The sequence below is a fragment of the Roseateles sp. Mitsp63 genome (assembly GCF_059491535.1).
Window position 1 is genome coordinate 1,378,424 of the sequence record NZ_CP168509.1, and the last position, 26,686, is coordinate 1,405,109.

The window sequence follows — 26,686 nt, forward strand, 5'->3', positions numbered from 1 at the left end:
CCAGACGACGGTCCCTTAGCCGGCGCCGATCCGACGAACGAGATGAACGAGGGTGAGATGAGCTTCCTGGACAAGATCAAGAACAAGGGCAAAACCGAGGGCCACGACGAAGTCGACGCCAGTTCCCGCACGGAGCATGCCGCTTCGGTGCCGGCGGACACGCAAGACTTCCAGCCCTCGATCATCACGGCGGCCCAGCCCACGCCGGAATTCCAGGACACGTCCGCGGGCTACCAGCCCTCGGCGAGCGCCCCGGAAGCCCAGACCCCGATGCCGGCGGTCAAGCAGCCCGAACACCGCCGCACCGGCCTGTTCACCGCGCTGGTGGCGGTCGGCCTGATCGGCACGGCGACCTTCGTGTCGACGGCGCTGATCAGCTCCAACCGCTCGGCGGCGCAGGTGCGCGGCGCCGGTCAGGCCGCGACGCAGTCGCAGCGTCTGGCCAAGGCGGTCTCGACCGCGCTGCTGGGCAACAAGAACGCGTTCCCCGAAATGAAGGAAGCGTCGGAGATCCTGACCGGCGTGACCGGCTCGCTGCATGACGGCAGCGGCGAACTGGCGAAGGCGCCGGGCTCGGTCGAGCCGCTGATCGAGAAGATCCTGCCGATGGTGGCGCGCGCCGACAAGAACACCAAGGTCATGCTGGCGCAGGAGAAGGTGCTGACGCAGGTCGGCGCCGCGCTGCGCGCGATCAACCGGCAGTCGTCCGACCTGCTGGAAAGCGCCGAGGCGGTGGCCTCGCTGTCGCTGCAGAGCTCGGCCCCGACCGGCGAAGTCGCCGCGGTCGGCCAGCTGGTGATGCTGACGCAGCGGATCGGCAAGTCCGCCAACGAATTCCTGACGCAGGAGGGCGTGAGCCCCGAGGCCGTGTTCCTGCTTGGCAAGGACCTGAACGCCTTCCGCGAGATCGCCCAGGCGCTGCTGAACGGCAACCCCGAGCTGCGCCTGAATGGCGCCAAGGACCCGCAGGTGCGTGAGCGCCTGAAGGTGCTGCTGACCCAGTACGACCAGACCCGCTCGCAGGCCACCGCGATCCTGTCGAACCTGCAGGGCCTGGTGTCCGCGCGCGAGGCGCAGACGGCGATCCTCAACGACTCCGAAGTGCTGCGCAAGGACCTGGACGACCTGGGCCAGGGCCTGGAGTCCGCCGGCGGCATGAATCCGCTGGTGCTGATCGGCATGGTGGCCTCGCTGGCGCTGCTGGTGGTGGGCGCGCTGGGCTTCCTGCGGCTGTACGTCTCCGACCAGGCGCGCCGCGCGCAGATGGCGGAAGAGCAGCGCCGCGAGGCCGAGGCGCAGGAGCAGGAGGCCAAGCGCGTCAACGACGCGAACCAGGCCGCGATTCTGCGACTGATGAACGAACTGCAGACCGTCGCGGAAGGCGACCTGACGCACCAGGCGACGGTGACGGAGGACATCACGGGCGCGATCGCCGACTCGGTGAACTACACCGTGGAAGAGCTGCGCTCGCTGGTGCACCAGGTGCAGACGACGGCGGTCCGGGTGACGGACACGACGGCGCAGGTCGACCAGACCTCGACCGAGCTGCTGGCCGCGTCGACCGAGCAGCTGCACGAGATCCGCGCCACCGGCGAGGCGGTGCTGCAGATGGCGCACCGGATCAATGACGTGTCCGCGCAGGCGCAGCAGACCGCCGACGTGGCCCGCCAGTCCCGGGAAGCCGCCGAACAGGGTCTGCAGGCGATGCAGAACAACATCGGCGGTATGAACCAGATCCGCGACCAGATCCAGGAAACCTCCAAGCGCATCAAGCGGCTGGGCGAATCCTCGCAGGAGATCGGCGAGATCACCGAGCTGATCTCGGACATTACCGAGCAGACCAACGTGCTGGCGCTGAACGCGGCCATCCAGGCGGCGTCCGCGGGCGAAGCGGGCCGCGGCTTCTCGGTGGTGGCGGAAGAAGTGCAGCGGCTGGCGGAACGCTCGGCCGATGCGACGCGCCGGATCGCGGCGCTGGTCAAGACCATTCAGACCGACACCCACGACGCCGTGGCCGCCATGGAGCGCTCGACGCTGGGCGTGGTGGAGGGCACGAAGCTGTCCGACGCGGCCGGCCGCGCGCTGGAAGACATCGACTCGGTGTCGCGTCGCCTGGACGAACTGATCGGCCAGATTTCGTCGGTCGCGCAGAACGAAGCGCGCGCCGCCAACGAGGTCGGCGCCAACATCCAGCACATCTTCGCGGTGACGGAGCAGACTTCCGACGGCACGCGTTCGACCGCCCAGATGGTGCACGAGCTGTCGCGATCGGCCGAGGCGCTGAAGCAGTCGGTGGCCCGGTTCAAGGTGTCCTGACCGGCAAGCCCGGCAGATCAGGGAACGCCCCGCACCTCGACGACATAAAAGACAGAACATAGAGCGAGCATGGACCTTACGCGCGAATCCGAGTTCCCCGCCGACCTGAGCCCCTTGGCCTGGGTCCAGGAGGAGCTGCGCCGCACGCTGGAATCGGTGCACAAGGCCCTTCGCCGGGTGCTGCGTGACACCGATGCGCGGTCGACGACCCTGGGCGGCGATGGCCAGCCCAGCCCGGCGCTGCAAGGCGCGGCCCAGCAGATGCACCAGGCGGCCGGCGTGCTGTCGGTGGTCAGCCTGCCCGCGGCGGCGCACCTGCTGCGCGCGGCCGAGGCGACGCTGTTCCGGCTGGCCGAGCATCCGGCCGGCGTGACCATCGCCGAGGTCGAGGCCGTCGAACGGGCCGACTTCGCGGTGCTGGCGTTCATCGCCAAGACGCTGGCCGGCGGCCAGCCGAGTTCGCTGGCGCTGTTCCCCGCCTACCAGACGCTGCAGGAACTCAACGGCGCGGGCCGCATCCACCCGGCCGACCTGTGGACCGAGGAATTCCGCTGGCGCGAGCTGCCGCTGGACCGCAACGTCCGCGCGCTGACGCCCGAGCAGATGCGCGCCCCCTTCGAGGCGCTGCTGCTCAAGCAGATGCGCGCGCCGGCGCCCGGCCAGGGTCAGTTGCTGAGCGACCTGTGCGCCGGCCTGGCGCTGACGCAGTCGCAGCCGAACGGACGCACGCTGTGGATGCTGGCCGCGGGCCAGTTCGAAGCCCAGTCGCGCGGCCTGCTGCCGGTGGACACGCTGGTCAAGCGGTTGGGCTCGCGCCTGCTGGCGCAGCTGCGGGCCGGCTCCGACGCGGCGCCGTCCGAACGCCTGGCCAAGGACCTGCTGTTCTTCTGCGCCGCCGCCAGGCACGCCGAGCCGGGCGCCGCGCCGCGCCTGGACGCGGTGCAGCGGGCCTATGGCCTGGTCGAGCCCGCGGCCGTCGACTACCGCGATGACACGCTGGGCCGCATCGATCCGAACTGGGTCGCCGCCGCCAAGAAGCGCGTCGCCGCCGCGAAGGAATCCTGGGCCTCCGCCGCCGAAGGCGAGACCCATCGCCTGGGCGGCCTGGATGAGCAGTTCGCGCAGGTCTCGGAATCGCTGCAGAAGCTGTTCCCGAGCGGCGAGGTGCTGGGCGACACGCTGCGCCGCGCCGTCGTGGCGACGCTGCGCTCGGGCCGCGCGCCCGAGGCGGCGCTGGCGATGGAAGTCGCCACGTCCATGCTGTACCTGGAAGCGGCCCTGGAGGACGAGGCCTTCGACCAGCCCGAGCAGGGCGAGCGCGTGAAGAGCCTGGCCCGCCGCATCGAATCGAGCGGCCATGGCGAAGCGCCGCTGCCGCTCGAGCACTGGATGGAGGAGCTCTACCGCCGCGTCGCCGACCGGCAGACGCTGGGCTCCGTCGTCCACGAACTGCGCGCCAGCCTCTCCGAGGTCGAGCGCCAGTGCGACGAATACTTCCGCGATCCGAGCAAGCGCGACCTGCTGATCCCCGTGCCGGGACAGCTGCAGGCGATGCGCGGCGTCTTCAGCGTGCTGGGCCTGTCGCAGGCCGCGCAGGCGACGCTGCGGATGCGCGACCAGGTCGATGAACTGGCCAACACCGAAGTCGACCCGACGCTGGCCGGCCCGCGCGCGCAGTTCGACCGGCTGGCCCACAACCTGGGCGCGCTCGGTTTCCTGATCGACATGCTGAGCGTGCAGCCGCAACTGGCCAAGCGCATGTTCCGCTTCGAGGAAGACACGGGGCTGCTGCAGTCGCTGGTCGGCCGCGAGAGCGAGCAGCACGTCCACGCGCAGGAACTGGCCGCCGCCGAAGCCGCGGCGCAGCCGCAGCTGCTCGACCAGCTGCAGGCGACGGCCCAGGCCGTCGCGCAGGGCGAGCGTCCGGCCGAGGAGCTGGCGCGCGACCTGGAACGGATCTCCCACGAAGCCCGCGCCGCCGACGACCTCGGCCTGGCGCAGGCGGCGCAGCAGGCGCAGCAGCAGCTGCTGGCCTCCGGCGGCGACGCCGCGGGCAGCCATGCGGCCGAGTCGCTGCAGCAGTTCATCGAGGCGGCCGCGCCGGTCGCTCCGCCGGCGCCCGCGCCGAGCGCCCCGATCCCGCAGGCCGAGGCCGCCATCGACGAGGAGATGCTGGGCATCTTCCTGGAGGAGGCCGGCGAGGTCGTGTCGACCGCCCGCGAGGCGCTGGCCGCGCTGGCCCGCAGTGGCAGCGACAAGGAACAGCTGACGACGGTGCGCCGCGCCTTCCACACGCTCAAGGGCAGCTCGCGCATGGTCGGGCTGAACGAGTTCGGCGAAGCGGGCTGGGCCTTCGAGCAGCTCTACAACCATCGCCTGTCGGAGCATCCGCAGGCCGATTCGGACCTGCTGCGCGCCAGCAACGAGGCGCTGGATGCGTTCCAGGCCTGGGCCGAGGCCATCGGCGGAGGCCGTCCGCACGGCTTCCACAGCGCGCCGTTCCGCGCCGCGGCCGATGCGCTGCGCCTGGAGAACCGCTACGCGCCGCTGGCGGTGTCGGCCGAGCCGGCCGCCGTTGCCGAGCCGGCCGCGCCGGCCATCGCCCCGGCGGTGGAGATTCCTGAACTGATCGAAGTCGCGGAAGCCGCCGATCTCCACGCGCTGGCCGACGTGCCTGACGTGGTCGAGGTCGCCGAGGTGCCGGAGGTCCATGAGATTCCGGCGCTCGACACCGCGCACGAGGTCGACCTCTCGGGCTTGTCGGCGCTCCCGGAGCTGTCGCTGGCCGACGAGATCGCCGCGCCGGCGCTGACGGCGTCCGACCTGCCCGCGCTCGACCTGCCGGGCCTGGACGTGGCCCCGCTGCCGGTGCCGGACCTGGACGTCGTCACCGCGATCGACGCCGCGGCATCGAGCGACCTGTCGCTGGACTTCCCGGGCGAGGTGCCCGAACTGACCCAGGCCGTGCCGGAGCTGGTCTCCACGGTCGACCTGGGCGCGCTGTCCGCGGCGGATCTGCCCGCGTTGACGGAGGAGCCGGCGGCACTCGACACGGCGATGCCGCTGCCGACGGTGGCCGACGTGGTCGAACCGGCGATGCTGGAACCGGCCACGGCCGAGATCCCGGCCGCCGACGCGACCGTCACGATGGACCTGCCGGAGGGCTGGCCGTCGGATGCGTCACTGCTCGAGATCGAGGCCACGACCCCGATGCCGCTCGACGAGGTGGTCCGCGAGCCGATCGCCGCCGAGCCGGCGCTGGATCTGCTGGATCTGTCCGACCTGAACACCGAACCGGTCGCCGCGATCGAGCCGCTGTCCGCGCCGGACCTGTCGCTGACGCTGGATCTGGGCAACGAACTGGTGTCCGCGCCGGCGTCGCACGAGGCCTTCCCCGACGAGGCGACGCTCGATCTGAGCAGTCTCGACGAGGCGGATGACATGGCCCCCGCGACGCCGCCGGAAGGCCTGTCGCCGCGCAGCCTGTCGGACCTGGACCTGCCGGATCTGAGCCTGGACACGCCCGCCGAGCCGGTGTCTCACGCGGCGCCCGCGCTGAGCCTGGTGGGCGGCACCGCCGTCACGCCGCCGGCCGAGGAGGCCGCTGCCGAGCTGCCCGCCGAGGACAGCGACGAAGGCGTCAAGGTCATCGGCCCGCTGCGCATCAGCATCGCGCTGTTCAACATCTTCCTGAACGAAGCCGACGAGCGCTCGCGCCGCCTGCAGGTGGAACTGAGCGAATGGGCGCTGCTGCCCCAGTCGCCGCTACCGCAGGACGCGGAAGCGCTGGCGCACGGCCTGGCCGGCAGCGCCGCGACGGTCGGCTTCGACGACCTGTCGACGCTGGCGCGCGCCCTGGAGCACGCGCTGGAGCGCGCCCAGGGGCATGAGGTCGCCGATCCGACGCTGTTCCAGCAAGCCTCGGACGAGATCCGCCGTCTGCTGCACCAGTTCGCCGCCGGTTTCCTGAAGGAGGCCGATGCCGGTGTGCTTGCTCAGCTGCAGGCCTTCGAGCCGGGCGCCGCGCTGCCCGACGGCCACGCCGATAGCGACGAGGGCCTGCTGGCCATGTCGCTGGAGGAGGTCTCCACGGCCTCGCTGCCGGCCAGTCTGCTGAACATGCCGGCCGAGCCGCCGGCCGTGACCGGCCCGGCCTCCTTCCATCAGGCGGCCGAGGCCACCGACGACGATTTCGACTTCAGCCAGCCCGACCAGATCGAGCCGGAGCTGATGCCGTTCTTCGAGGAAGAGGCCGAAGACCTGGTGAGCCAGCTGCACGCCGCGCTGCGCGAATGGGCGGCCCAACCGGCCGACACCGGCCGCGCCGCCGCCTGCATGCGGGTGCTGCACACCTTCAAGGGTGGCGCCCGCCTGGCCGGCGCGATGCGCCTGGGCGAGCAGGCCCACCGCCTGGAATCGCAGATCGAGCATCTGGTCGCCGATGGCGAGCCGAGCTACGAGCAACTGCTCGCGCTGCAGGACGCCGGTGACGGCCTGGAGCACAGCTTCACGACGCTGCAGCGCACCTGGCGCAACCCGGCGCCGGTGACGCCCGCGCCGATGGCGCCGCCGGCACCGGTTGCTCCGGTGGTTGATCTGCCCGCGCCGATCCCGCCGACCGAAGCGGTGGAAACCGTGCAGGCGCCGGCCGAAGGCTCGGACGCGATCCCCGCGCCGGCTGCCGGGCCGGAAGCCGCGCAGCTGTCCGATGCCGCGGAACTCGCCGAACCGGCGTTGCCGGCCGCCGAGGCGATCGACGAGCCCGTGGCCGAACCGGTCGCCGAGACCGTCGAGCCCGCCGCGCCGCCCGCCGACATCGAGATCGACTGGGCCCACTTCAGCGAGGTCGCCGAACTCGGCCAGCCGCTGGAAAGCGCCCCGGTGGCGCCGGCCGCGCAAGTGCGCGTGCGGGGCGTGCTGCTGGAGCGCATGGCTGCGCTGTCCGGCGAAGTGTCGATCCGCCGTGCCCGTCTGGAATCCGAAATGGGCCAGATGCGCACCTCGCTGTCCGACCTCGACGACAACCTGGAACGTCTGCGCACGCAACTGCGCGAACTGGAGCTGCAGGCCGAGGCCCGCATCACCGCGCGCCAGGAGGCCGTCCACGCCACCGGCAAGGACTTCGACCCGCTCGAGTTCGACCGCTACACCCGCTTCCAGGAACTGACCCGGATGCTGGCCGAGTCGGTCAACGACGTGGCGACGGTCCAGCGCGGACTGCAACGCAACGTGGCGGCCGGTGAAGACGAACTGGCCGCCCAGGCGCGGCTGAACCGCGAACTGCAGGACGACCTGCTGCGCACGCGGATGGTGGAGTTCGACAGCAGCTTGGCCGAGCGCCTGCACCGCGTCGTTCGCCAAGCGTCCCGCGAGAGCGGCAAGCAGGCGCAGCTCGAGATCCGCGGTGGCGGCGTCGAACTGGACCGCGCGGTGCTGGAGCGCCTGACCGGCGCCTTCGAGCACCTGCTGCGCAACAGCGTGGTGCACGGGATCGAGACACCCGAGGTCCGCCAGCAGGCGGGCAAGGCGCCGGCGGGCCGCATCGTGCTGAGCCTGCATCAGGAAGGCAACGAGATCCAGGTCCGCTTCAGCGATGACGGCGCCGGCCTGAACCTGGGCCGCATCCGTGCCCGCGGCGAGAGCCAGGGCCTGATCCAGCCGGGTCAGGAGCTGAGCGACGCGCAGCTGATGGACCTGATCTACGAGCCGGGCTTCTCGACCGCCGAGGCGCTGACCGAGATGGCCGGCCGCGGCGTCGGCATGGACGTGGTCCGTTCGGAAGTGAACACGCTGGGCGGCTACGTGCTGACGCAGTCGACCGCGGGGCAGGGCGCCAGCTTCGAGCTGCGCGTGCCGCTGACGACCGCGCTGACGCAGGTCGTCGTGCTGCGCTACGGGGACCGCAAGGTCGCCGTGCCGGCCAGCCTGATGCTGTCGGTGCAGCGCCTGTCGGCCGAGCAGGTCGAGCAGGCCTATGTCGACGGTTCGCTGATGGCGGCGGGCGAGCGCATGCCGTTCTACTGGCTCGGCGGCCTGATGCATCACAGCGACCGCGGCGTGCCACACGGCAAGACGCTGCCGGTGGCGCTGGTGCACAGCGCGCAGCAGCGCCTGGCGCTGCATGTCGACGAAGTGCTGGGCAACCAGGAAGTCGTCATCAAGAACCTGGGACCGCAGCTGATGCAGGTGCCGGGCCTGGCGGGCATCAGCCTGCTGGCCTCGGGCGACGTGGCCCTGATCTACAACCCGGTGGCGCTGGCCAACCGCTATGGCCATGCCGCGCAGCAGCGCGTGCATGACGCCGAGGCGGCCGCGCGCCGGGCGCGGATCGAGGAGGAGTCCAAGGTCGCGCTGGCGCCGCTGGTGATGGTGGTGGACGACTCGCTGACGGTGCGCCGCGTGACGCAGCGCCTGCTCGAGCGCGAAGGCTACCGCGTGCTGCTGGCCAAGGACGGCCTGGACGCGATGGAGCGGCTGGCGGGCGACGAGTTGCCGGCGGTGGTGCTGTCGGACATCGAGATGCCGCGCATGGACGGTTTCGACCTGGTGCGCAACCTGCGCGCCGACGCGCGCCTGGCGGGGCTTCCCGTGATCATGATCACGTCCCGCATCGCGCAGAAACACCGCGACTATGCACAACAGCTCGGAGTCGACGATTACCTGGGCAAGCCCTATGACGAGGAGCACCTGCTCGGCCTGATCGCCCGATACACTTCGCACCAATCCGCCGGAGCACCGGCGAGGGCGTAGCGTCCGGACTCCCGGACATCGGTCGAAGCCGGCGCCATTCCCACACGCCACGCTGAGAACACCATGTCCGGGGTCGTCGACCATCTTGCCGAACTGACGGGCTTCCGTGATCGCGACGTCATGGACGTCACGCTCGTCACCGCGCTGCGCGATCTGCTCAGCGGCCCCGCGGCCGCGGTGGCGATCTACCGCGTCGTCGGTGAACCCAGCCAGCAGCGCTGGCTGACCCGTGCCCGGCTGCATGCCGGCGATGCCGTCGCGACGGCGGACTCGCTCTGGGTCGATCCCGACACGCTGCCAGCGCTGGACGCCTTTCCCCGCCGCCTCGACTGCCTGACGCAGCGCAGCGTGCTGCAGCAGCGCGAGAACAACCTGTGGGTGACGCTGTTCCCGCTCGCCACGGAGCGCGAGATCGTCGGCGTGCTGGAGCTGCACACCGCGCGCCGGCTGAAGGCCGAGGCGCAGCGCATGGTGACCAGCGTGCTGCGGATCTATCACAACTTCCAGGGCCTGCTGGACTACAGCGAGCGCGACACGCTGACCGGCCTGCTCAATCGCAAGACCTTCGACGAGAGCTTTCTGAAGGCCGTGTCGGAGCTGCCGATGCGCGCGTCCGCGCCGGACGAGCACGGCGACGATCGTCGCCACGCAGCGGTGCATCCGCGCTACTGGCTGGGCGTCATCGACATCGACCACTTCAAGTCGATCAACGACCGCTTCGGCCACCTGATCGGCGACGAGGTGCTGCTGCTGCTGTCGCGGCTGATGCGCAGCAGCTTCCGCTTCAACGACCTGCTGTACCGCTTCGGCGGCGAGGAGTTCGTCGTGCTGATGCGCTGCGAGGACGAGCCCGACGCGGCCCATGCGTTCGAGCGCTTCCGGCACAACACGGCGCAGTACGCGTTCCCGCAGGTGGGGCGCATCACGGTCAGCATCGGCTTCACGCAGATCCGCGGCGGTGACTCGCCGGCCGCGGCCTTCGAGCGCGCCGACAAGGCGGTCTATCACGCCAAGGGCGCGGGCCGGAACCAGCTGCAGAGCTACGCCGCGCTCGTCGCGCAGGGCACGATGGTCGAGCCCAGCCACCTGAGCGACGTCGAACTCTTCTGAACCGGCGCGCGGCGCGTTCGACGCCTTTCGCCTCATCGATCCTCTTCTTGCCCGCGGGCAAGTCCTGACCCTCGCCGTACGCCCTCAGGCAACGGCCTTGCAACGGGCCGCGCGCCGGCGTGGCGTTCCCGGCACGGGACCTGTGAGCGGGGACTTGCTTTTCCCGCGCGGCCCCTCTAGCGTTAGGCCCATGTGAGCGTCCCCGCCGAGGGACGCCGCGTGACGCCCCGCTCGAAGGGCGCGAGAGAGAGCGCGACGAGCCGTCGCGATGTCGAATGCAGTGGGGTGGATGCCAGTGCCGTTGTCATCGGTTGAGCGCCGGCCTCCACGGGGTGGTGTGCAAACGGGCCAGGATGCCCGACCTTCCATGCGCTTGCTGACCTTTCCGGTGGCTGCGGGGCTGTTGCTGGCCGGCTGCGTCGCCTTCGTGGCGACCGCCTACGGCGAGTACCGCAGTCTGGGCGAACTGACGCGCCAGGAGGGCGTGCGCGCGCATGCGCTGCGCACGCAGCAGCTGATCTCCGACCTCAATGCCCTGCTCATCGACCTGGAGACCGGCACCCGCGGCTTCCTGATCACCGGCGACGCCGCCTTCCTGCAGCCCTATGAGCGGGCGCGCCAGGACCTGGATGCGAGCTACAACCAGCTCAAGGACGCGCTGGCGCGCTCGGGAGACGCCCAGGAGCAGGCCTTCACGCGGCTGGACCGCTTCATCGCCGAGCGGCGGCTGCAGGTCGAGAGCAACGTCGAGAACCGCTGGCGGCGCGGCGAATCGGCGCTGCAGGACCGCCAGGCCTATGTGGCCGGCAAGCAGCTGATGGACGAGATCCGGGGCGAGCTCGGCCGTTTGAAATCCTTGCAGCAACGCCGCATCGACGGCATCGAGACCGCCGTCGCGCTGCAGACCCGGGAAACCACGTTGCTGGCGCAAGTGCTGCTGCTGGCGGGCGGGCTGATGGTGGCGGCCGCGATGGGGGCGCTGTGGCTCGAGCGCGAGCGCCGCGACAGCGCCGAACGCGCGCTGCGCGAGAGCCATGCGCGGCTGGAAGGGGCGGTCACCGAGCGCACGCGGGAGTTGAGCGAGGCGCTCGCCCGCATCCAGAGCTTCGCCGCGGAGCTGGACCGCAGTGTCGAGACCGAGCGGCGCCGGCTGGCGCGCGAGGTCCACGACCATCTCGGGCAACTGGGCACGGCGGCCAAGATGCTGGCCTTGTCGATGGCGCGCAAGATCGCGCCCGCCAAGGAGCCGATGCATGACGAGATGCTGGCCATCGCCGACGAGGTCATCGGCGCCGCGCGCCGCATTGCCAACACGCTGCGCCCGCCGCTGCTGGATGACTTCGGCTTCGGCGCCGCGGTGCAGCACTACGTGCAGGGCCTGCAGCGGCAGAGCGAGCTGGTCGTGGACGTGGACCTGGCACCGGACGACGCGCTGACCAGCGAACAGCACAACCAGTTGTTCCGCCTGCTGCAGGAAGCCGCCACCAATGTGCTGCGGCACGCGCAGGCGCACCAGCTCTCGATCGAATCCCGCGTCGAGGCTGGGGCTTACCGCCTGCGCATCGAGGACGACGGCGTGGGGCCGGGCGACGTGCGGGCCGACGCGTCCGGGTTGCGGAACATGCGGGAGCGCGCCGTGCTCGCCGGCGGGGAGATGAGCTTCGGGCCGGCGCCCCGGCGCGGCACGCGGATCGAGGTCCGGGTCCCGCTGGGGGCCGCGGACGGGCAGGAGGACGGCGCCGGCGACGGCCCGGACCGGGAGAACGAGGAGGGCTGGAATGAGGTTTCTGATCGTTGACGACCATCCGATCATGCGGCTCGGGGTCAAGCAGTTGATCCAGGTCCAGTGGCCGCAGGCGGTGATCGACGAGGCGTCGACCATCGCCGAGGCGCTCCAGCAGGGTCAGGCCCACAAGCCCGACGCGCTGGTGCTGGACCTGTCCCTGCCCGACGCGAGCGGCACGGAGGGCGCCAGCCGCATGCTGCGGGCGCTCAAGGGCGTGCCGGTGCTGGTGCTGAGCCTGAACGCGGAGTCGGCCTACGCGGCGCGGCTGCTGCAGATGGGCGTGTCGGGCTACCTGCCCAAGGACAAGGCGTCCGAGGAGCTCACCGTCGCGCTGCAGCGGCTGCTGCAGGGCGGGCGCTACGTCACGGCGGCGATGGCGGACCACCTGCTGGGCCTGCTCAGCGGCGCCACGCCCAGCCAGCTGCCGCACGAGCAGCTGTCGGCGCAGGAGCACCGCGTGATGCTGCTGATCGCCGCGGGCAAGACGCCGGCCGAGATCGCCGACACCATGCACCTCTCCGCCAAGACGGTGGGCACCTACCGGGCGCGCATCCTGGAGAAGACCGGCTGGCGCAACAACACCGAGCTGACGAAGTACTGCGTCCAGCACGGGCTCACCGACATCCAGTGAGCGGCCGGCGGCTGTAGGCGATCGCCGGACAAACGCTGCGGACGGACCCCGACAGCAGCTTGGGCGGGGTGCCGCTGATGCGGGCGAGGGGCCTCGCGCAAGATGCCGGACAGGCGGTGACGACCGGTCGCCGCCGAGTTCCGGAGACCCCCTTCATGGATATCTTTCTCGTCGAGGATTCGTCGGCCATCCGCCGCCTCCTGGCACGGCGGCTCGAGGACATGCCCGGCGTGCGCGTCGTCGGCGAGGCGGATTCCGCGCCCCAGGCGATCGCGCTGATCGACTGGCTGCAGCCCGACACGGTGCTGCTGGACATGACGCTGCTGGTGGGGACGGGGATCGACGTGCTGCGCGCGTTGCGCCGCAAGGGCTTCACCGGCCGCATCCTGATGCTGACGCACCATGCGATGGACGCCTACCGCGACATGTGCATGCAGGCCGGCGCCGACGGGTTCTACGACAAGGGCAGCGGCCTGGAGACGCTGTTCGGCGACCTCGACGAACTGCTGCAGAGCGAGCGCGCCACCGGCCGGCAGTCACGGCCCTCGCCGCTGCTGCGCGACACGGCCACGGGATTGCTGGGCCAGGTGGCGCTGCTGGAGCGGCTCGACCAGGTGCTGCGCATGGTCAACGCGGAGGCCGGCAAGGTGGCCGTGACCGTGGTCGTGCTCAAGGGCCTGGAGGCGCTGCTGCGCAGCCAGGGCGTGCAGGCGGCGGCGCCGGTGCTGGTCGACATCGGCCGGCGGCTGTCCGGCTGCGCGGGTCCGGCGGACCTGCTGGCCCGGCATGCCAACGAGCAGTTCGCGCTGGTCGTCTCGCGCGCCGGCTCGCCGCAGGAAGCCGAGGCGATGACCACCCGCATCCGTGAGTCCCTGGCCCAGCCCTTCGACCTGGGCGGCCATCCGGTGCGGCTGGACAGCCATGTCGGGCTGGCGCTCTATCCCCGCGACGCCGTCTCCGCGCGCGGGCTGCTGATCCTGGCCGAGGCCCGCGCCCACGGCTCGCGCCTGCCGGAGCGGGGCAGCGCCGTCGTGCACTGACCCGCCGGCGCAAGGGTTCATTCGAAGGCGCGGTCCTTCACGACGGCATAGCGGTCCATCGCCGCCATGCGTGCCGTCTCGTGACGCACGATGGGCTCGGGATAGTCGCGGCCCAGCACGACGCCGCAGGCGGCCAGCTCGGCCGGCTTCGCGAGCCAGGGCGCGTGGATCAGCTTGGGCGGCAGCTTCGCGAGCTGAGGCAGGTAGCGCTTGATGAACTTCCCCTCCGGATCGAACTTCTCGCTCTGGTTCACCGGATTGAAGATGCGGAAGTAGGGCTGCGCATCGCAGCCGCTCGACGCCGCCCATTGCCAGCCACCGTTGTTGGCGGCCAGGTCGAAGTCGATCAGCTTCTGCGCGAAGTAGGCCTCGCCGCGGCGCCAGTCGACGCCCAGGTCCTTGATCAGGAAACTGGCGGTCACCATGCGCAACCGGTTGTGCATGTAGCCGCTCTCGTTGATCTGATGCAGCGCCGCGTCGACCAGCGGATAGCCGGTCCGGCCCTGGCACCAGGCCTCGAAATCCGCGTCGGCATCGGGCCCTTCGGCCCACTGGATGCGGTCGTACTCGGGGCGGAACGCACGCTCCGCGACGCGCGGGTGGTGGTGCAGGACCTGGTGATAGAAGTCGCGCCAGATCAGCTCGGACAGCCAGGTCCTGGCGCCTTCGCTGCCGCCGTCCCCCGCGTGGCCGCGCTGCCAGGCCTCGCGCGCCAGGCGCCGGATCGAGATCGTCCCGAAGCGCAGGTGCGTGCTGAGGTAGCTCGGGCCCTTGGCCGCCGGGAAGTCGCGCGTGTCGGCGTAGCGGTCGATGCGCTCGAGGAACTCGTCGAACAGGCGCCGCGCGCCCGCGCTGCCACCCATCAGCGCCGGGGGCAAGCCCGCGGGCTCGAAGCCGATGTCGGCCAGCGACGGGATCGCGCGCGGCGCGGGGTCCGCGAGGGCCGCGACATCCTTGAGACCGGCAAGATCCGCGAGATGCGCCGCATGCCGCTGGACGGGATAGCTGCTCAGGAAGAAGGGCGTGATCCCGCGCAGCCAGGCGTTCTTGTAGGGCGTGAAGACGCCGTAAGGCTTGCGTGAGCCGGTCAGCAGTTCCGAACGCTCGAAGACCACGTGGTCCTTGAAGCTCTCGACCTGCACGCCGCGGGCGAGCAGCGTCTCGCCCACGGCGGCATCGCGGCGCAGCGCGGCGGGCTCGTCGTCGTGGTTGAAGTACAGCGCGTCCACGCCCAGCGCGGCGGCCAGCGCCGGGATCTCCGCCGGCGCGGCGCCGTGGCGCACGATCAGGCCGGCGCCGGGCGCCAGCGCCGCGAGTTCGGCGTCCAGCGCGCGCAGCGCGTCCAGGATGAACTCGACGCGCCGGTCGGCGCGCGGCAGCGCGTCGAGGATGCCGGTGTCCAGCACGAAGGCGCAGTACACCCGCTCGTGCCGCCGGAGCGCGTGGTACAGCGCGGCGTGATCGTCCGCGCGCAGATCGCGCCGGAACCAGACAAGGGCGTTCATGGAGACGGAGTGTCGGTGAAATAGAATCCGCGCCTATGGCCAAGGAACGCATCGACCTCACCAATCAGTTCCTGATCGCCATGCCCGGCATGGTGGACGAGACCTTTGCCGGCTCCGTCGTGTATCTGTGCGAGCACAACGAGAAGGGCGCGCTGGGACTGGTCATCAACAAGCCGATCTCGCTGACCCTTGGCAACCTGTTCGAGAAGGTCGAACTCGAACTCAGCGACGAGGACATGGCCGCCAGGCCGGTGTTCTTCGGCGGCCCGGTCCAGACCGAGCGCGGCTTCGTGCTGCACGAGCCGCTGGACGAGCAGGGCAACCACTACAACGCGACGCTCGCCGTGCCCGGCGGGCTCGAGATGACCACCAGCCGCGACGTGCTGGAGGCGCTGTCCAGCGGCGCGGGTCCCAAGCGCGTGCTGGTCACGCTGGGCTACAGCGGCTGGGCCGCCGGGCAGCTCGAGGAGGAGATCGGCCGCAACGGCTGGATCACCGTCGACGCCACGCCCGAGATCATCTTCGAGACGCCCATCGAGGAGCGCTACGACAAGGCGCTGGCGCTGCTCGGCATCGATCCGCGCATGCTCAGCCAGGAGGCCGGGCACGCATGAACCCCGGGAGCGCCATGAACGCCATGAGCACCCCTTCCTCCTCTTCCCCCCCGTCCTTCGTTTCCCCGCTCGCCTTCGACTTCGGCACGAAGCGCCTGGGCGTGGCGACCGGCAACCGGATGCTGGGCAGCGCGCGCGGCTTGCGGACGATCACGGAACAGGGCGATGCCCGCTGGGCCGTCATCGCGGCGCTGATCCAGGAGTGGCAGCCCGATGCGCTGGTCGTCGGCGTGCCGCGCCACCCGGACGGCGCGCCGCACGAGATGACGGCGCGGGCGCAGAAATTCGCCGGCCAGCTGCGCGGCCGCCACCGGCTGCCGGTGGTCGAGGTCGACGAACGCTACACCAGCGCGGAAGCCCACTCCCAGGGCGCGCGCGACCTCGATGCCGCCAGCGCGGCATTGATCCTCGAACAATTCTTCCGGGAACACCCATGAGCACATTGCACCTCGATGCGGAGGCGCTCTACGCCGACCTCGCGCGCGGCGTCCAGCGCCTGCTGCAACCCGACTGCGCGCTGGTCGGCATCTGGTCCGGCGGCGCCTGGCTCGCCGAGCGCCTGCAGCAGGACCTGAAGCTGCCGGGCCAGCACGGCGTCATCTCCAGCGCGCTGCATCGCGACGACTTCGGCAGCAAGGGCATGAACGCGAGCGCCGATCACACCAAGCTGCCCTTCGAGGTCGAGGGCCGCCACATCCTGCTGATCGACGACGTGCTCTACACCGGCCGCACCACGCGCGCCGTCATCAACGAGCTGTTCGACTTCGGCCGGCCGGCGAGCGTGACGCTGGCGGTGCTGGTCGACCGCGGCGGCCGCGAGCTGCCGATCGAGCCGGCGTTCTCGGCCGCGCGGGTCGCGGTCGCGCCCAACCAGCGCCTGAGCCTGGCCAAGGACGAGGCCGGCCGGTTCAGCTTCGACGTCAAGGGGGACTGAACCCATGCTGAGCAAACGCAATCCCCAGCTCAACAAGCATGGCGAGCTGATCCACCTGCTGTCCACCGAGGGCCTGCCCAAGGCCATCCTGCATCAGATCCTGGACACGGCGGGGACCTTCCTGTCGGTCAACGACCGCGAGGTCAAGAAGGTGCCGCTTCTGCGCGGCAAGTCGGTGTTCAACCTGTTCTTCGAGAACAGCACCCGCACCCGCACGACCTTCGAGATCGCCGCCAAGCGCCTGTCGGCGGACGTGATCAACCTGGACATCGCGCGCTCCAGCACCGCCAAGGGCGAGACGCTGCTCGACACCGTGTCCAACCTGTCGGCCATGCATGCCGACATGTTCGTCGTGCGCCACAGCGAATCGGGCGCCCCGTACCTGATCGCGCAGCACTGCGCGCCGCATGTCCACGTGGTCAACGCCGGTGACGGCCGCCACGCGCATCCGACGCAGGGCCTGCTCGACATGTACACGATCCGCCACTACAAGAAGGACTTCAGCCAGCTGACGGTGGCGATCGTCGGCGACATCGTGCACTCGCGGGTCGCGCGCAGCGACATCCACGCGCTGACGACGCTGGGCGTGCCGGAGATCCGCGCCGTCGGTCCGAAGACGCTGGTCCCGGGCGATCTCAAGGACATGGGCGTGCGCGTGTGCCACGACATGGCCGAGGGCGTGAAGGATGCCGACGTCATCATCATGCTGCGCCTGCAGAACGAGCGCATGGGCGGGGCGATGCTGCCCAGCGCGGGCGAGTACTTCAAGAGTTTCGGCCTCACGCCGGAGAAGCTGGCGCTGGCCAAGCCCGATGCGATCGTCATGCATCCGGGCCCGATCAACCGCGGGGTGGAGATCTCGTCCACCGTCGCCGACGGCCAGCACAGCGTGATCCTGCCGCAGGTCACCTTCGGCATCGCGGTGCGCATGGCGGTGATGTCCATCCTCGCGGGGAACGAAGCATGAAGATCCTGATCCAGAACGGCCGCCTGCTCGATCCCGCGTCGGGCCTCGACCAGACCGGCGACCTCGCCATCGCCTCGGGCCGCATCGTCGGCCTGGGGCAGGTCGGTGACTTCAACGCCGAGCGCGTCATCGACGCGACGGGCCTGGTCGTGGCGCCGGGCCTGGTCGACCTGGCCGCGCGGCTGCGCGAGCCGGGCCACGAGCACGAGGGCATGCTGGAGAGCGAGCTCGCCGCCGCGGCCGCCGGCGGCGTGACCAGCCTGGTCTGTCCGCCCGACACCGATCCGGCGCTGGACGAGCCCGGCCTGGTCGAGATGCTGAAGTTCCGCGCCCGCAAGCTCAGCCGCTGCCGGCTGTTCCCGCTGGGCGCGCTGACGCGCGGCCTGGCCGGCGAGGCGCTCACCGAGATGGCCGAGCTGACCGAGGCCGGCTGCGTCGGCTTCTCGCAGGCCACCGAGCCGGTGCGCAACACGCTGACGCTGCAGCGCGCGATGCAGTACGCCGCGAGCTTCGGCTACGCGCTGTGGCTGCATCCGCGCGATCCGTGGCTGAGCGGCGGTGTCGCGGCCAGCGGCGCGGTGGCGACGCGGCTGGGCCTGTCGGGCGAACCGGTCGCGGCCGAGACCATCGCGCTGCACACCATCCTGGAGCTGGTCCGCGTGACCGGCTGCCGCGTCCACCTGTGCCGCCTGAGCAGCGCTGCCGGCGTCGAGCTGGTGCGGGCCGCCAAGGGCGATGGCCTGCCGGTCACGGCGGATGTCTCGATCAACTCGCTGCACCTGACCGATGTCGACATCGGCTACTTCAACCCGTCGATGCGGCTGCTGCCCCCGCTGCGCCAGCAGCGCGACCGCGACGCGCTGCGCGCCGCGCTGGCCGACGGCACGATCGATGCGCTGGTCAGCGATCACAACCCGGTCGCGGCCGACGAGAAGTCGCTGCCCTTCGCCGAAGCCACGCCGGGCGCGACCGGCCTGGAACTGCTGCTGAGCCTGGCGCTGCGCTGGGGGCAGGACGAGGGCCTGTCGCTGGCGCGCACGCTGGACACCATCACCGGCCGGCCGGTCAAGGTGCTGGGTGGCGCGCTGGGTTCGCTGGCGGCGAGCGCGGGACGGCTGGTCGAGGGCGGCGTCGGCGACGTCGTCGTCTTCGATGCCGGGGCCTCGGGCGCGGTGACGCCGGAGCGTCTGGTCAGCCAGGGCAAGCACACGCCGTTCTCGTTCGACATCACCGGCTTCGAGCTGCCGGGCCGGGTGCGCTACACGCTGGTGGCCGGCACGGTGGCCTTCGAATCGCTGGTCACCGACGTCGAGCGGACGGCCTGATGCGCGCGCTGGTCGGCGTGTGGCGGGCGCTGCGGATGCTGGCGCACATCGGCCACGGCGTGTTCCTGGTGCAGGTGCGCTGGCGTGGTTTCGACGCGCCGACGAAGCAGCGGTATGTCGGCTGGTGGTCGGGCAAGCTCCTGCGGGTGCTGGGCGTGCGGCTCGAGTCGCCGGGCCCGCAGGCGCCCGCGCCGCGGCTGATCACCGCGAATCACATCTCGTGGCTGGACATCGCGGCGATGCACGCGGTGATGCCGGAGGCGCGTTTCGTCTCGAAGGCGGACATCGCGACGTGGCCGCTGGTGGGCTCGCTGGCGACGGCGGTGGGCACGCTCTACATCGAGCGCGCCAGCAAGCGTGACGCACTGCGCGTCGTGCACAAGACCGCCGAGGCCTTGGCCGCCGGCCAGACGGTGGCGGTGTTTCCCGAGGGCACGACCGGAGCGGGCTATCCGTTGCTGCCGCTGCATGGCAATCTGCTGCAGGCGGCGATCAGCACGCACACGCCGCTGCAACCGGTGGTGCTGCGCTGGCATCAGCCGGGCAAGCCCTACAGCGAGGCCGCGCAGTACATCGGCCAGATGTCCTTGATGGAGAGTCTGTGGCGCATCCTGACCGCGAAGGACCTGGCGGTGGAGGTGCGTTCCCTGCCGGCGATGCCGACGGAGGGTCTGGACCGCCGCCACCTGGCAGAGGCCCTGGCCGAGAGGATTTCAAACGCACTCCCCAGGCCCTGAGTCCTCGATCGTTCGGGGACGGCAAGGCATGGGGTTTTGGCGCTTGACGACAAGGCCCCATGCCTTGGCGGCCAAGCGCGCCGGTGATTGCAGGCAGGCGGTCGCCGACGAACGCAGGTACGCCGGATGCCCAGGCCCGGCCGAATTGATGTGAGGATCCGCCGATGCTGCTGTGCTTCGACGACGAACAGGAATTGGCCACCCGTCTGGCCAGGGAATTGGGTCGCCCGCTGGGTGTCATTGCGCGCCATCGTTTCCCGGATGGCGAGATCCGGCTGGTGCTGCCCAAGCCGCTGCCGACCGACATCATCGTGCTGCGTGGTTTGCAGCATCAGCCCAATGACCGGCTGGTCGAGTTGCTGATCGCGGCGCCGGCGGCGCGGGGCTGGGGCGTCAAGCATTTGATGCTGGTGGTGCCTTACCTGGCCTACATGCGGCAGGACATGGAGTTCACGCCTGGCGAGGCGGTGAGCCAGCGGCACGTGGCGGCGCTGTTGTCGACGCAGTTCGATCGTGTGGTGACGGTGGATCCGCACCTGCACCGGATCGCGAGCCTGGATGAAGTGATGCCGCCGGGGCGGGGCGTCGCGCTGTCGGCGGCGGCCTTGCTGGGCCGTTTCATCGCGGGGCGGGTGCCGGGCGCGGTGCTCGTGGGGCCGGACGAGGAGTCGGCGCAGTGGGTGGCCGAGGCGGCGCGCGCCGGCAAGCTGGAGCACGCGATCGGCCGCAAGGTGCGCTTTGGCGACACGCAGGTGCAACTGGCCTTTCCCGACCTGGACGTGCGAGGCCGCGCGGTGGTGCTGCTGGATGACATGGCGTCGACGGGCCGGACGCTGATCGGCTCGGCGCGTGAGGCGCTCGAGCGCGGCGCGGCGAGCGTCGATGTGGCGGTGACGCATGCGCTGTTCAACGGCGATGCGCTGCCCGCGCTGCGCGAGGCGGGGGTCCGGCATGTGTGGAGCAGCAACGCGGTGCCGCATGAGAGCAATGCGGTCTGCGTGGCGGAGCTGCTGGCGACGGCGTTGCGGAGGAAGTGAGCGTCTTTGACGCCCTGAGATCCACGAACGAAAAAGCCCGGCATCGCCGGGCTTTCGTCCTTGTGGAGGGAGCAGGTGCCGGCGTTACGCCTTGCCCTGGCTCGCCACCGCGGCGGCGGCCTTGGCCGCGGCTTCCGCGTCGCCGAGGTAGTAGCTCTTGATCGGCTTCAGGTCCTTGTCCAGCTCATAGACCAGCGGAATGCCGTTGGGAATGTTCACCCCGACGATCGCGTCGTCGGCGATGCCGTCCAGGTACTTCACCAGCGCCCGGATCGAGTTGCCATGCGCCGCGATCAGCACGCGCTGGCCCGACTGGATCGCGGGCGCGATCTGCTCGTTCCAGTAGGGCAGCACCCGCGCCACCGTGTCCTTCAGGCACTCCGTCAGCGGAACGTCCGACGGCTGCAGCCCCGCGTAGCGGATGTCGCCGCGCTCGCTGCGCGGGTCCGAGGCCTCCAGCGCCGGCGGCGGCGTGTCGTAGCTGCGGCGCCAGACCAGCACCTGCTCGTCGCCGTACTGCTTGGCCATGTCGGCCTTGTTCAGCCCCTGCAGGCCGCCATAGTGGCGCTCGTTGAGGCGCCAGCTGTGGCGCACCGGCAGCCATTGGCGATCCATCTGGTCCAGGCAGTGCCACAGCGTCCAGATCGCGCGCTTGAGCACCGACGTGTGCGCCACGTCGAAGTCCAGGCCGGCTTCCTTCAGCAGACGGCCCGCCTGCTTGGCCTGTTCCACGCCGGTCGGCGTCAGATCCACATCGGTCCAGCCGGTGAAGCGGTTCTCGAGATTCCAGGTCGATTCGCCATGGCGAATCAGCACGAGCTTGTACATGGGTCTTGGATGGGTTCGTGAAGGGGCCGGGGTCCGGCAGGCCCGGCGGATTCTAGAGGCAGCCCCCCGCCGATCCCCCGCCGGGCAGGCTTCCGCAGCGCCGACGCGTGCTTTCGTTTCAGGCGAAACACCGGCGTTTCTATAATCCGCGGCTTTTGGATTCACCGTACAGGCCCCGCCTTGAAGTTCCTGCTTGAAAACTGGTATCTCGTGCTCGCCGCCCTGGTGTCGGGCGGTCTGCTGCTGTGGCCCCTGCTGCGCGGCAAGGGCGGCGGCGTGGCGACCTCCGAGGCGGTGCGCCTGGTCAACCGCGAGAAGGGCGTGCTGATCGACGTCGGCGAGCCCGACGAATTCGCCGCCGGCCATGCCACCGGCGCCCGCAACGTGCCGCTGTCGACCCTGACTGGCACGGAGCTGCCGGCCAAGCAACTGCCCGGCAACAAGGCCCTGCCGGTGGTGCTGATGTGCAAGACCGGCGCGCGCGCCCAGCGCGCCGCTGGCATCCTTCAGAAACAGGGCTACGCGAACGCGGTCGCGGTCCAGGGCGGTCTGGCCGCCTGGCGCGAAGCGAGTTTGCCTGTCGAGAAGTCCGCGGCCTGACCGCCCTGGCGACCGCACCGGCTCCTGGGGCCGGAACACAAAGACGCTCGACACGACTCTTGGAGAACAGGCGATGGCCGCCGTGAAGATGTATACGACCCTGGTCTGCCCGTACTGCGTGCGGGCGAAGTCCCTGCTGAAGCAACGCGGCGTGGACCGGATCGAGGAGGTCCGCGTGGACCTGGACCCGGCGCAGCGCGACGCGATGATCCAGCTGACCGGCCGGCGCACCGTGCCCCAGATCTTCATCGGGGACACCCATGTCGGCGGCTGCGACGACCTGATCGCGCTGGACCAGCGCGGCGGCCTGCAGCCGCTGCTGGCCGCCTGAGCGGCGCGGCATCCGGCCCGCCGCCAGCGCCTCGCGGACCCTTCACGGAGGGTCATGGGCGCTCGGTCATAATGCCCGCCACGGCTCGCCGCTGGCGGGCTTTTTCATTTGGATGACCCTCATGGCCGACGACACCAACACCCCCGTGTTCCAGATCCAGCGCATGTACCTGAAGGACCTGTCGCTGGAGCAGCCGAACGCCCCCGCGATCCTGCTGGAGCAGGCGCCGCCGCAGGTCGACATCAAGCTCTCGCTGGCCGCCGAGCCGGTGGCCGAAGGCCTGTTCGAAGTCAGCGTCACCGCCACGGTGACCACGACGGTGCAGGACAAGACCCTGTTCCTGATCGAGGCCAAGCAGGCCGGCATCTTCGAGATCCGCAACCTGCCGCAGGACCAGCTGGAAGGCATCCTGGCCATCGTGTGCCCGCAGATGATCTACCCCTACCTGCGCGCCATCGTCTCCGACGTCTGCACCCGCGCCGGCTTCCCGCCGGTGATGCTGACCGAAGTGAACTTCCAGGCGATGTTCGAGGCGCAGCAGGCCCAGATGGCCGGCGGCCAGATCAACGGCGAAGCCGCCATCCCGAACTGAGCCGCGACCCATGAGCGCGCCGGCCTCGCGGATCCGTCCGCCGGCCGGCGTGTTTCATTCCGAAGGCTGCTTCGAGTTTCCGAATCCCGATGCCTGAATTCCGATCGCAGGATCCGACGATGACTGCTCCGCGCATGAAGATCAGCGTGCTGGGCGCCGGCGCCTGGGGCACGGCGCTGGCGATCGCCGCCAGCGCGCGCCATGAGGTGACGCTGTGGGCGCGCGATGCCGGCGCGGTCGCCGCGATGCGCGCCGGGCGCCGCAATGCGCGCTACCTGCCCGAATCGCCGCTGCCGGACGCGCTGGGCCTGACCGGCGATCTCGAGGCCGCGCTCGCGCATGGCCGCGAGGGGCTGATCGTGATCGCGACGCCGATGTCGGGCTTGCGCGGCATGCTGGCCCGCTTGCCCGACGGCGCGCGCGCGCAATGGCTGTGCAAGGGCTTCGAGGCGGGGACAGGACTGCTGGGGCATGAGATCGCGCGCGAGGTCGCGCCGCGGCTGGCCACAGGCATCCTGTCGGGGCCCAGCTTCGCGCAGGAGGTGGCCGCGGGCCAGCCGACCGCGCTGGTGTCGGCCTCGGGCGATGCAGCGTTGGCGGCGCTTGGCGTGCAGGCCTTCCACAGCGAGCGGCTGCGGGTGTACTCGTCGGCCGATCCGGTCGGCGTGGAGGTCGGCGGCGCGGTCAAGAACGTCATGGCGATCGCCGTCGGCATCGCCGATGGCCTGCGGCTGGCGGCCGAGGCCCAGGGGCTCAAGGGGCCTGGACTCAACGCGCGCGCCGCGTTGATCACGCGCGGTCTGGCGGAGATGCAGCGGCTCGCGCTGGCGCTCGGCGCGCAGCCGGAGACGCTGCTGGGGCTCGCCGGGCTGGGCGACCTGGTGCTCACCGCCACCGGTGACCTGTCGCGCAACCGCCGCGTCGGTCTGCTGCTGGCCGAGGGCCTGGACCTGCCGGGCATCCTGGCCAAGCTCGGCCATGTGGCCGAAGGCGTGTACAGCGCGCCGACGGTGCTCGCGCGCGCGCAGCGGGCCGGCGTGGACATGCCGATCACCGCCGCGGTCGTCGAGGTCCTCGAAGGCCGTCTGACGACGCACGCGGCGATGGACGCGCTGATGGGGCGCCAGGCCAAGGCGGAGTGGCAATGAAGCGTCGCGCATTGCTCGCCGCCGCCGGCGCGACCGCGCTGGCCGGGATGCCGCACGGGGCTGGAGCCGCCGCGGGCTGGCCGTCGCGCCCGATCCGGCTGGTCGTGCCCTTCCCGGGCGGCAGCTCGCCGGACCTGATCGCGCGCTATCTCGCCGAGCCGCTCGCGCAGGCGCTCGGGCAACCCGTCGTCGTCGACAACAAGCCTGGCGCCGGCGGCAACATCGGCACCGGCGCGGTCGCCAAGGCCGCGCCCGATGGCCACACGCTGCTGTTCACGATCCAGGGGCCGCTGATCACCGCGCCGCTGTTGTCCAGGGCACTGCCCTACGACCCGCAGCGGGAGCTGCGCTCGGTCAGCTTCATCGCGAGCTCGCCGAACGTGCTCGTGGTGCCGCCGTCGCTGGGCGTGGACACGCTGGCGCAGTTCGTCGCCTTGGCCAAGCGGCGGGCCGGTGAATTCAACTACGGCAGCGTCGGCAACGGCAGTGCCGCGCATCTGGCGATGGAGGCCTTCATCGCCCGCGCCGGCGTGCGGATCGTCCACGTGCCATATGCCGGCTTTCCGCAGGTCGTCAACGCGATGCTCGCCGGTCAGGTGCAGGCGGGCTTCATGGTCCCCGCGATCGCGATGCCGCAGGTCAAGGCCGGCAAGCTGAAGGCGCTCGCGGTGACGAGCGCCGGGCGCTTCGCCGCGCTGGCCGAGCTGCCCACCGTCGCCGAGTCGGGCTACGCCGGTTTCGAGGCGACGTCATGGCAGGCGCTGCTCGCGCCAGCGGGCACGCCGGACGCGATCGTGCGGCGCGTCTCGGACGAGGTGGTGCGCATCGTGCGCGGCGAGGCTTTCCGGCACGAGCTGCTGCCGCTGTACTTCAGCGCCGCCGGCACGTCGCCCGAAGGGCTCGATGGCCTGATGCGCGACGAGCGCGTGCGCTGGGGCGCGCTGATCAAGCAGTTGAAGCTCGAGCGCGAATGAGCACTTGAGCACTTGAGCACTTGAGCACCTGAGCACCTGAGCACCTGAGCACCTGAGCACCTGAGCACCTGAGCGTCAGTCTTCCGCGCCGTCAACTCCCTCGCCCCCGCAGGGGGAGAGGGCAGGGGAGAGGGGGCTCTGCGCAGGACGCCACTGGCGTACTTCGACGTCCCCCTCTCCCCCACCCTCTCCCCCTGCGGGGGCGAGGGAGTTGAAGAGTGAAGAGGAGGGCAGAGACGATCACATGCCGTCCGCGTAGCCGTTCTGGCGCCATCCCTCGAAGACCGACACCGCCACCGCGTTGCTCAGGTTGAGGCTGCGCTGCCCCTCGCGCATCGGCAGCCGCACGCGCTGTTCCAGCGGAAAGCCGTCGCGCAGCGCCGGCGGCAGGCCCGAGGTCTCGCAGCCGAAGACCAGCCAGTCCCCCGGCTTCAGCGCCACCGTCGGCAGCAGCCGGCTGCCGCGCGTCGTGAACGCGAACATGCGCGCCGCGTCCGGCTGTTCCGCGGCGAGGAAGCGCGCCCAGTCCGAATGCCGCAGCACCGGCGCGTACTCGTGATAGTCCAGTCCCGCGCGCTGCAGCAACCGGTCCTCCATCGAGAACCCCAGCGGCTCGATCAGATGCAGCCGGCAGCCGGTGTTGGCCGCCAGCCGGATCACGTTGCCGGTGTTGGGCGGAATCTCCGGATGGACCAGCACGATGTTGAACATGGGAACGACGCTCTTCTCGAAAGGGAAAGGATCTCGCGGACCACGGCTACGGCGTGCGCGCGGCCACCCAGGCCTGCACGTCCGCCGCGCCGGCGCGCCGCAGCGCTTGCGCCGCCTCGTGCAGCGTGGCGCCGCTGGTCATGACGTCGTCGACGATCGCGACCCGCAGCCCGCGCACCGGCTTCACGACGGCGAACGCGCCCTGCAGGTTGCGCCGGCGCTCATCCAGCGGCAACTGGGCCTGCTGTCCTGTGTGCCGCACCCGCATCAGCGTCAGCGCGCAAAGCCGGGATTGTCGCCGCGCGCCCGCGAGGCGGCGCGCGATCTCGTGGGCCTGGTTGTAGCCGCGCTCGCGCAGCCGCTCGGCGGAGAGCGGAATCGGCAGGATCAGATCCGGCGGCTCGACCGCCGCCAGTGCCAGCGCGCGCGACAGCCGGCCGGCCAGCAGCGGCGCGAGCTCCAGCCGCGCGCCGAACTTCAGCGCCAGCAGCAGCCGGTCCCACGGGAAGCGGTAGTCCATCGCCACGACGCAACGCGACAGCGGCGGCGCATGGGCCGCGCAGCGGCCGCAGCGCGGGACAACGGCGCCTCGCGGCAGCCGCAGGGCGCAGAGCGCGCATCGCGGTCCGTCGCCCAGGGGATGAAGCGCCTCGCAATCGGGGCACAACGGCCCGCGGCACCAGCAGCGGCAGAGCACGCATTGCCCCGGCCATTCGAAGGCCCGCACCATCCCCGCGATTCCCGCGATCC

At 70.9% G+C, this 26,686-nt stretch carries 22 protein-coding genes; 18 read left to right on the plus strand and 4 right to left on the minus strand.

The genetic code is table 11. The features are described 5' to 3' along the window. Positions 1 to 57: 57 nt before the first annotated feature. The 6 genes from ACEN96_RS05945 to ACEN96_RS05970 all read left to right on the plus strand — a co-directional run bounded on the left by ACEN96_RS05945 (position 58) and on the right by ACEN96_RS05970 (position 13,633). Complete coding sequence (locus tag ACEN96_RS05945; protein ID WP_495587124.1) at positions 58 to 2,316, plus strand: methyl-accepting chemotaxis protein; 2,259 nt, start codon at positions 58 to 60, stop codon at positions 2,314 to 2,316. 69 nt (positions 2,317 to 2,385) lie between these two features. Beyond that, on the plus strand, positions 2,386 to 9,066 hold the full coding sequence (locus tag ACEN96_RS05950; RefSeq protein ID WP_495587125.1) for a hybrid sensor histidine kinase/response regulator: 6,681 nt from the start codon (positions 2,386 to 2,388) through the stop codon (positions 9,064 to 9,066). A gap of 63 nt (positions 9,067 to 9,129) precedes the next feature. Then, positions 9,130 to 10,176 (plus strand): GGDEF domain-containing protein, encoded by a 1,047-nt coding sequence (locus ACEN96_RS05955; protein ID WP_495587126.1) that lies wholly within the window; start codon positions 9,130 to 9,132, stop codon positions 10,174 to 10,176. A 367-nt stretch (positions 10,177 to 10,543) separates the two neighbouring features. Beyond that, positions 10,544 to 11,974, plus strand: coding sequence for a CHASE3 domain-containing protein (locus ACEN96_RS05960; RefSeq protein ID WP_495587127.1), 1,431 nt, complete (start codon positions 10,544 to 10,546; stop codon positions 11,972 to 11,974). Further along, entirely contained in the window at positions 11,955 to 12,593 is a 639-nt protein-coding gene (locus ACEN96_RS05965) for a response regulator (protein ID WP_495587128.1), read from the plus strand. The genes ACEN96_RS05960 and ACEN96_RS05965 overlap by 20 nt, the downstream gene beginning before the upstream one ends. 155 nt (positions 12,594 to 12,748) lie before the next feature. Further along, positions 12,749 to 13,633: a response regulator gene (locus tag ACEN96_RS05970; RefSeq protein ID WP_495587129.1), complete on the plus strand. Its 885-nt coding sequence runs from the start codon at positions 12,749 to 12,751 to the stop codon at positions 13,631 to 13,633. Between the two features lie 17 nt (positions 13,634 to 13,650). Here the strand turns inward: ACEN96_RS05970 and ACEN96_RS05975 are convergent, their stop codons facing one another. Continuing rightward, positions 13,651 to 15,138: a cryptochrome/photolyase family protein gene (locus ACEN96_RS05975; protein WP_495587130.1), complete on the minus strand. Its 1,488-nt coding sequence runs from the start codon at positions 15,136 to 15,138 to the stop codon at positions 13,651 to 13,653. Between the two features lie 35 nt (positions 15,139 to 15,173). Here ACEN96_RS05975 and ACEN96_RS05980 point away from each other — a divergent pair, with 35 nt between their 5' ends. The 7 genes from ACEN96_RS05980 (at position 15,174) to ACEN96_RS06010 (ending at position 20,752) form a co-directional block, all read left to right on the plus strand. Beyond that, positions 15,174 to 15,752, plus strand: coding sequence for a YqgE/AlgH family protein (locus ACEN96_RS05980; protein WP_495587131.1), 579 nt, complete (start codon positions 15,174 to 15,176; stop codon positions 15,750 to 15,752). A 23-nt stretch (positions 15,753 to 15,775) separates the two neighbouring features. Beyond that, positions 15,776 to 16,189 carry a Holliday junction resolvase RuvX gene (gene ruvX, locus ACEN96_RS05985; RefSeq protein WP_495587132.1) on the plus strand — a complete coding sequence of 138 codons (414 nt, stop codon included), beginning with the start codon at positions 15,776 to 15,778 and terminating at the stop codon, positions 16,187 to 16,189. Then, a complete protein-coding gene (gene pyrR / locus ACEN96_RS05990; RefSeq protein WP_343636297.1) occupies positions 16,186 to 16,686 on the plus strand; it encodes a bifunctional pyr operon transcriptional regulator/uracil phosphoribosyltransferase PyrR in 501 nt (166 codons plus the stop codon). The genes ruvX and pyrR overlap by 4 nt, the downstream gene beginning before the upstream one ends. Before the next feature lie 4 nt (positions 16,687 to 16,690). After that, positions 16,691 to 17,653 carry an aspartate carbamoyltransferase catalytic subunit gene (locus tag ACEN96_RS05995; RefSeq protein ID WP_495587133.1) on the plus strand — a complete coding sequence of 321 codons (963 nt, stop codon included), beginning with the start codon at positions 16,691 to 16,693 and terminating at the stop codon, positions 17,651 to 17,653. Continuing rightward, the gene (locus ACEN96_RS06000; RefSeq protein WP_495587134.1) at positions 17,650 to 18,978 is read left to right on the plus strand and encodes a dihydroorotase; all 1,329 of its coding nucleotides are present in this window, start codon (positions 17,650 to 17,652) and stop codon (positions 18,976 to 18,978) included. The genes ACEN96_RS05995 and ACEN96_RS06000 overlap by 4 nt, the downstream gene beginning before the upstream one ends. Further along, complete coding sequence (locus ACEN96_RS06005; RefSeq protein ID WP_495587135.1) at positions 18,978 to 19,715, plus strand: lysophospholipid acyltransferase family protein; 738 nt, start codon at positions 18,978 to 18,980, stop codon at positions 19,713 to 19,715. The genes ACEN96_RS06000 and ACEN96_RS06005 overlap by 1 nt, the downstream gene beginning before the upstream one ends. A gap of 164 nt (positions 19,716 to 19,879) precedes the next feature. Next, positions 19,880 to 20,752 carry a ribose-phosphate diphosphokinase gene (locus tag ACEN96_RS06010; protein WP_495587136.1) on the plus strand — a complete coding sequence of 291 codons (873 nt, stop codon included), beginning with the start codon at positions 19,880 to 19,882 and terminating at the stop codon, positions 20,750 to 20,752. A gap of 84 nt (positions 20,753 to 20,836) precedes the next feature. Here the strand turns inward: ACEN96_RS06010 and gpmA are convergent, their stop codons facing one another. Next, entirely contained in the window at positions 20,837 to 21,580 is a 744-nt protein-coding gene (gene gpmA / locus ACEN96_RS06015; protein WP_495587137.1) for a 2,3-diphosphoglycerate-dependent phosphoglycerate mutase, read from the minus strand. 180 nt (positions 21,581 to 21,760) lie between these two features. On the opposite strand from gpmA, the gene ACEN96_RS06020 reads away from it, so the two are divergent. The 5 genes from ACEN96_RS06020 (at position 21,761) to ACEN96_RS06040 (ending at position 25,225) form a co-directional block, all read left to right on the plus strand. After that, positions 21,761 to 22,180: a rhodanese-like domain-containing protein gene (locus tag ACEN96_RS06020; protein ID WP_495587138.1), complete on the plus strand. Its 420-nt coding sequence runs from the start codon at positions 21,761 to 21,763 to the stop codon at positions 22,178 to 22,180. 73 nt (positions 22,181 to 22,253) lie between these two features. Next, on the plus strand, positions 22,254 to 22,511 hold the full coding sequence (grxC, locus tag ACEN96_RS06025) for a glutaredoxin 3 (RefSeq protein WP_343636282.1): 258 nt from the start codon (positions 22,254 to 22,256) through the stop codon (positions 22,509 to 22,511). Positions 22,512 to 22,632: 121 nt separating this feature from the next. Beyond that, positions 22,633 to 23,103, plus strand: a complete 471-nt coding sequence (gene secB, locus ACEN96_RS06030; protein WP_495587139.1) for a protein-export chaperone SecB — start codon at positions 22,633 to 22,635, stop codon at positions 23,101 to 23,103. A 134-nt stretch (positions 23,104 to 23,237) separates the two neighbouring features. Further along, entirely contained in the window at positions 23,238 to 24,251 is a 1,014-nt protein-coding gene (locus tag ACEN96_RS06035; protein ID WP_495588558.1) for an NAD(P)H-dependent glycerol-3-phosphate dehydrogenase, read from the plus strand. Beyond that, entirely contained in the window at positions 24,242 to 25,225 is a 984-nt protein-coding gene (locus ACEN96_RS06040) for a Bug family tripartite tricarboxylate transporter substrate binding protein (RefSeq protein ID WP_495587140.1), read from the plus strand. The genes ACEN96_RS06035 and ACEN96_RS06040 overlap by 10 nt, the downstream gene beginning before the upstream one ends. Positions 25,226 to 25,465: 240 nt before the next feature. Here the strand turns inward: ACEN96_RS06040 and ACEN96_RS06045 are convergent, their stop codons facing one another. Continuing rightward, a complete protein-coding gene (locus ACEN96_RS06045) occupies positions 25,466 to 25,936 on the minus strand; it encodes a tRNA (cytidine(34)-2'-O)-methyltransferase (protein ID WP_495587141.1) in 471 nt (156 codons plus the stop codon). Positions 25,937 to 25,982: 46 nt separating this feature from the next. Next, positions 25,983 to 26,456, minus strand: coding sequence for a ComF family protein (locus tag ACEN96_RS06050; protein ID WP_495587142.1), 474 nt, complete (start codon positions 26,454 to 26,456; stop codon positions 25,983 to 25,985). Between the last annotated feature and the right edge of the window lie 230 nt (positions 26,457 to 26,686).